The organism is Inquilinus sp., from assembly GCF_057815775.1.
Genome location: NZ_JBYRFX010000424.1, coordinates 1 through 5862 on the forward strand (window position 1 = coordinate 1; position 5862 = coordinate 5862).

Below are 5862 nucleotides of genomic sequence, written 5' to 3' on the forward strand. Positions count from 1 at the left end.
CGTGGTTGATCTCAATTCCACGCGGTGGCACGGCTTTGTCCGACCCAAGGGAAGGACGATTCGATGCTCCGCCACGGCCAGATCCTCACCGCCGGCCTGCTGGCCGTCCTGCTCTGCAGCGCTCCGGCCGCGGCCGAGACCCTGCTGTCGCGCGGCAATGGCGGCCAGCCGGAGACGCTGGACGTCCACAAATCCGTCGGCATTCCGGAATCCTGGATCGAACTCGACCTGTTCGAAGGCCTGCTGGTGCCCGGGCCGAAGGGCGAGCTGCTGCCGGGCGCGGCGGAGAGCTGGGCCGTGTCCGATGACGGCAAGACCTACAGCTTCACCCTACGCGCCGACGGCAAATGGTCGGACGGGACGCCGGTGACGGCGCAGGATTTCGTCTATTCCTGGCGCCGGCTGGTCGACCCGAAGACGGCGGCGCCTTACGCCTACTTCCTCGACCGCGTGGTCGGGGCGCAGGCGGTGCGGCTCGGCCAGCAGCCGGCCGAGGCGCTGGGTGTCCGCGCCGTCGACGACCGCACCTTCGAGGTCCGGCTGACCGGCCCGACCTCCTATTTCCTGTCGATGCTGACCAACAATTCGACCTTCCCGGTCAACCGGGCGAATGTCGAACGGGACGGCGACGCTTTCACCAAGCCCGGCAAGCTGGTCTCGAACGGCGCTTATGTGCTGGCCGAGGACGTGCCGCAATCGCATATGACGCTGCAGAAGAACCCGCAGTTCCACGATGCGGCGAATGTGAAGATCGACACCGTGCGCTACGTCGTCACCGAGGATGTCGACAGCGAGCTGTCGCGCTTCCAGGCCGGCGAGCTCGACGTCACCAGCGAGGTGCCGAGCCAGCAGGTGCCGGCGCTGCGGCAGAGCCATGCGGACGAGCTGCACATCGCGCCCTATTTCGGCATCTACTTCTACGCCATCAACCTGACGCATGAGCCGTGGAAGAGCAGCCCGGAGCTGCGCCGCGCCCTGTCGCTGGCGATCGACCGCGACGTGATCGTCGACAAGGTGGCGCAGGGCAACCAGACCCCGGCTTACACCTTCGTGCCGCCGGGCACCGACGGTTTCCCGGCCTGGCAGCCGGAGGAGGCGGGCTGGAACCAGGCCCGGCGTGACGAGGAGGCGAAGGCGCTGCTGGCCAAGGCCGGCTATGGGCCGGACAAGCCGTTGCAGGTCAAGATCACCTACAACACCTCCGAGAACCACAAGAAGACCGCGGTCGCCATCGCCGCGATGTGGAAGCAGAAGCTCGGCGTCGACACCACGCTGGAGAATCTGGAATGGTCGACCTACCTGTCCATGCATCACGAGAAGCAGTTCCAGGACTTCGCCCGCACCGGCTGGATCGGCCAGTACAACGACGCGAATTTCTTCCTGGAGCTGGAGCGCAGCGGCATCGGCGAGCTCAGCACCTCGGAATATGCCAACCCGGCCTATGACGCGCTGCTCGACCAGGCCTCGGCCGAGACCGACGCGGCGAAGCGGGCCGGCATCCTGCAGCAGGCGGAGCGGCTGATGATCGCCGACACGCCGGTGATCCCGCTGTATTTCTACACCAGCCGCCACCTGGTCTCGCCCGATGTGAAGGGCTGGGTCGACAACCTGCGCGACCAGCACCCGACCCGCTGGCTGTCGGTCGAACGATAGGGGCCGAACGGTAGGGGCCAAGCGTTTGGGGGGCGGGAACATCGCCTACCTTGTTTCGTTACTGCAACAACCCGCATCGCGGCGGCCGAACCACAGCAGTCCTCCCCCTGGCATGCCGGACCCATTCGACTTCGACGACCTGATCGGGCAGACCTACGATGCCGCCCTCGGCGCCATGGACTGGAGGGTGCCGATCGAGCGGCTGATGCAGGCCGTCGGCGGCACGACGGCCGTGCTGCGGTGGCGCGGCCGGCCGGCCGCGACGGCGGTCACGATCAATGGCGACCCGGCTTCGCACGCGCTCTACGACGCCTATTACCGCGATCTCGATCCGCTCTGGCCGATGATCCGGCAACACACCCCCGGGGCCGTCGTCGATGACCGCACGCTGATGACTGAGCAGGCGCTGCAGCAGACCGAATTCTACAACGACTTCATGCGTCCGAACGGCCTGCAGCCGGGGCTGTCCTGGTACACCCTGGATGCCGCGGCGCAACCCGTCGCCCTGTACATTGCCCGTGCCCGCGGGGACGCCTCCTATGCCGGTGAAGCGCTGGCCCTGCTGCAGTCCGTCGTCCCGCATCTCGACCGGGCGATCAGGATCGAGAGCCGTCTGGCCGCTTCCGTCGCGCGGCAGATCCCGGCCCCGGTGCCCGGCAGCCCGGCGCTGACCCCGCGCGAGCGCGACTGCCTGGCCCTGATCGCCCATGGTGCCTCGAGCAAGGGCGTCGCCCGCCGCCTGGCGGTGTCGGTCCACACCGTCAACAAACATGTCGAAGCGGCGATGCGCAAGCTGCAGGCCTCCAGCCGCAGCCAGGCCGTCGTCACCGCCCTGGCCCTGGGGCTGATCGGCACCTGATCGCCCCACCCGCGGCGCGCCGGGATGATCTGCCAAGCCTCCGCGGCGGTTGACACGGGGCCGCCCTGCCGGGTCATCTGCCGGCCATGACCCCGGCCCACCGCACCCTGCCGCGCCTGCTGCACCGCGCCCACAACGCCTATCTCAGGCTGCGCAAGCCTCTGACGCTGGGCGCCCGCATGGCGGTGCGGGACGGGGAGGGGCGCTTCCTGCTGGTGCATCACACCTATCGCCCGGGCTGGTTCTTCCCCGGCGGCGGCGTGAAGAAATGGGAGAGCTTCGAGGCCTGCGCCGTGCGCGAGGCGCGCGAGGAGGCGGCGGTCGAGGTCGAATCGGTGGCCGGGCTGTTCGGCGTCTACGCCCATTTCGACCGGCTGCGCTGCGACCATGTCGCCCTGTTCGTGGCGGATCGCTGGCAGCCGACCTCCGGCCGGCTGTCCTTCGAGATCGCCGAAACCCGCTTCTTCGCGCCCGACGACCTGCCGCGCGATATCCATGGCGCGACCCATCGCCGGATCCAGGAGATCCTCGGCCTCCGCAGCATCGACCCTGTGTGGTGACATCATGAGCGACGTTTCTTCACCCGCCGCCCCGAACTCTGGTGACCGCCTGGCCCAGATCCAGGAGTTCCTGCTGGTCTGCGACCAGTTCAAGCAGATCACCCGGCAGAACTACCTGACCGATGGCAGCCGGCGCGAGACCGATGCCGAACACACCTGGCACATGGCGCTGTACGCCCTGCTGCTGAAGGACGAGATCGGCTTCGCGGTCGACATCGCCCACGTGCTGTCGCTGGTGCTGACGCACGATCTGGTCGAGATCCATGCCGGCGACACCTTCGCCTATGACGATGTCGGCCGGCAGGACCAGGCGGCGCGCGAGGCCGCGGCGGCGGTCAAGCTGTTCGGCCTGCTGCCGCCGGACCTGCGCGACAAGATGCATGGCTGGTGGAATGAGTTCGAGGCCGGCGAGACGCCGGAGGCACGCTACGCCCGTGCCCTCGACCGGCTGCAGGCCTTCGCCCAGAACGTCGCCAGCGGCGGTAAGTCTTGGGCTGAGCACGGCGTGACCCGCACCCGCACCTTCAGCCGGATGCAGGAGGCGCTGGACGCCGATCCGACCCTGCGGGTGCTGGTCGAACGGCTGTACGGCCGCGCCGACCGGGAAAAGAGCTGGGTGCCCGAGCCGGATCAGGCCTGAACGCCCTCCAGCCGGGTGCGATCCGCCGTCAGCGCCTCGGCCAGCCAGTCCGCGACCACCCGGATGCGCGGCACGTCCTTGGCCGGGGCCGGCAGGACGATCCACAAGTCGCGGCTGGCCACCGGCACCGGGCCGGACAGGCGGCGCAGGCCCGGGGCCTCGTCCGCGAGGTAGCAGGGGATCACGGCGCGTCCCAGCCCGGCGCGCACCGCGGCCAGCAGCTCCGGCCCCCCGGTGACCCGCAGCACCGGGTCGGTGCCGCCGGGCTGGTCGCGCAGCCAGACCATCTGCGGCGTGGCGTCCAGCGCCGGCTCCAGCCCGATCCAGCCCTCGGCCGCTCCGTCCGCGGGCCCATAGACGGCGTGGCCGATCCGGACGCCCAGCCGCGCCGCGAGATCGCCGGAGCGCGGGCGGGCCTGGCGCAGCGCGATGTCGGCATCCCGCCGCTCCAGATCGGCATTGATATCGGTGCTCAGCACGGTGGGCCGCAGGCCGGGATGGCGGCGCTGCAGATCGCCCATGCGCGGGACCAGCCAGCCGGCGAAGCCGGGCAGGATGGAGATCCGCACCGGGCCGGACAGCGCCGCGTCGCGGTCGCGCGCCGCATGGGTCATGGCGATCGCCGCCCGCTCCATCACCTCGGCCTGGGCGATGACGACGGCGCCGACCGGGGTCGGCCGGAATCGCTTCTCGATCCGCTCGAACAGTGCGGCGCCCAGCGCCGCCTCGGCCGCGGCCAGACGGCGCGACACCGTGGTCTGGTCGACCACCAGCGCCTGCGCGGCGGCGGAGGCGGTGCCGTGGCGCGCGATCGCCAGGACGAAGCGGGCGAGATCCCAATCCATGCCTGCATTGTCGCAGGTTCATCCGGCAGAATCTCGGCTTTTCTGCAGTCACCCGGGCGACGAGATTGAAGGCGATCTGCACAGGAGAGCCCCATGAAACTGTACTACGCCCCCGAGACCTGCTCGCTGTCGCCGCACATCGTGCTGCGCGAGCTCGGCCTGCCCTTCGCGCTGGTCCGGGTCGACAACCGCACGAAGAAAACCGCCGATGGCGGCGATTTCCTCGCGATCAATCCGAAGGGCGCGGTCGCAGCGCTGCAGCTCGACGACGGCCGGGTGCTGACCGAGGGTGCCGCGATCGTGCAGTATCTGGCCGATCTGAAGCCCGAGGCCGGGCTGGCGCCGGCGAATGGCAGCTGGGACCGCGCGAAGCTGCAGGAGTGGCTGAACTTCATCTCCAGCGAGATCCATGCCGGCTTCAGCCCGCTGTTCAGCGCCGAGATCGCCGAGCCGGCCAAGGCGATGCTGAAGGACCGGCTGTTCCGGCGCCTGGGCACGGTCGAGGCGGCGCTGGCCGAGGCCGACTATCTGCTCAGCGGCCGTTTCAGTGTGGCCGACGCCTATCTCTTCACCGTGCTGCGCTGGGCCCGCTTCTTCGCCATCGACTTGGCCCGCTGGCCGGCGATCGCGGCCTTCATGGCGCGGATCGGCGACCGCGCATCGGTGCGGGCCGCACTCGACATCGAAACCGCCGCCGTGGCGGCCTGACCCTCATCACCGGAGATCCTCGATGCCCCCGATGTCCCTGCTCGACCATGCCGGCATCCGGCCTCAGCCCGCCGCCCTGGCGGAGGCGGTGCTGGTGCTGATCGACATGCAGCGCGAATACAGCGACGGAAGGCTGGCCCTGCCGGGCGTCGGCCCCGCGGTGGCGGCCGCAGTCGACCTGCTGGCCCGGGCGCGCCGCCTGCACACCCCCGTCATCCATGTGCTGCAGCAGGGCCGGCCGGGCGGGCTGTTCGACACCGCCGGCCCCACCGTCGCCCCGATCGCCGGGCTGGAGCCGGCGGCGGGCGAGGGGGTGGTGAAGAAGACCCTGCCCAACGCCTTCGCCGGCACCGACCTGGCCGAACGCATCGCCGCCACCGGGCGCGGCAAGCTCGTGGTCGTCGGCTTCATGACCCATATGTGCGTCGACGCCACCACCCGCTCGGCGCTCGACCACGGGCTGGCGACCACAGTGGTGGCCGCCGCCTGCGCCAGCCGCGACCTGCCGGACCCGCTCGGCGGCGCGCGGCCGGCGGCCGAGGTGCATCGCGCGGCGCTCACGGCGCTGGCCGACCGCTTCGCCACCGTGGTCGCGGA

Annotated in this window: 7 protein-coding genes; 6 read left to right on the forward strand and 1 reads right to left on the reverse strand. The window is 70.2% G+C overall.

The window, feature by feature from the left end; genetic code table 11:
• The first annotated feature begins 63 nt into the window (after window positions 1-63).
• From AC3XYG_RS15105 to AC3XYG_RS15120, 4 genes are all read left to right on the forward strand, one after another.
• On the forward strand, window positions 64-1653 hold the full coding sequence (locus AC3XYG_RS15105) for a peptide ABC transporter substrate-binding protein (RefSeq protein ID WP_489140663.1): 1590 nt from the start codon (window positions 64-66) through the stop codon (window positions 1651-1653).
• Between the two features lie 112 nt (window positions 1654-1765).
• A complete protein-coding gene (locus AC3XYG_RS15110) occupies window positions 1766-2512 on the forward strand; it encodes a response regulator transcription factor (protein WP_489140664.1) in 747 nt (248 codons plus the stop codon).
• An 86-nt stretch (window positions 2513-2598) separates the two neighbouring features.
• Window positions 2599-3072, forward strand: coding sequence for an NUDIX domain-containing protein (locus AC3XYG_RS15115; protein ID WP_489140665.1), 474 nt, complete (start codon window positions 2599-2601; stop codon window positions 3070-3072).
• Window positions 3073-3076: 4 nt separating this feature from the next.
• A complete protein-coding gene (locus AC3XYG_RS15120) occupies window positions 3077-3712 on the forward strand; it encodes an HD domain-containing protein (protein WP_489140666.1) in 636 nt (211 codons plus the stop codon).
• On the opposite strand, the gene AC3XYG_RS15125 is transcribed toward AC3XYG_RS15120, so the two are convergent.
• Entirely contained in the window at window positions 3703-4557 is an 855-nt protein-coding gene (locus tag AC3XYG_RS15125) for a LysR family transcriptional regulator (RefSeq protein ID WP_489140667.1), read from the reverse strand. The two genes, AC3XYG_RS15120 and AC3XYG_RS15125, sit on opposite strands and share 10 nt — an antisense overlap.
• 93 nt (window positions 4558-4650) lie before the next feature.
• Here AC3XYG_RS15125 and gstA point away from each other — a divergent pair, with 93 nt between their 5' ends.
• Both gstA and AC3XYG_RS15135 read left to right on the forward strand, forming a co-directional pair.
• Complete coding sequence (gene gstA, locus AC3XYG_RS15130) at window positions 4651-5265, forward strand: glutathione transferase GstA (protein ID WP_489140668.1); 615 nt, start codon at window positions 4651-4653, stop codon at window positions 5263-5265.
• Between the two features lie 22 nt (window positions 5266-5287).
• On the forward strand, window positions 5288-5862 hold a 575-nt coding region (locus AC3XYG_RS15135), incomplete at its 3' end, for an isochorismatase family protein (protein WP_489140669.1).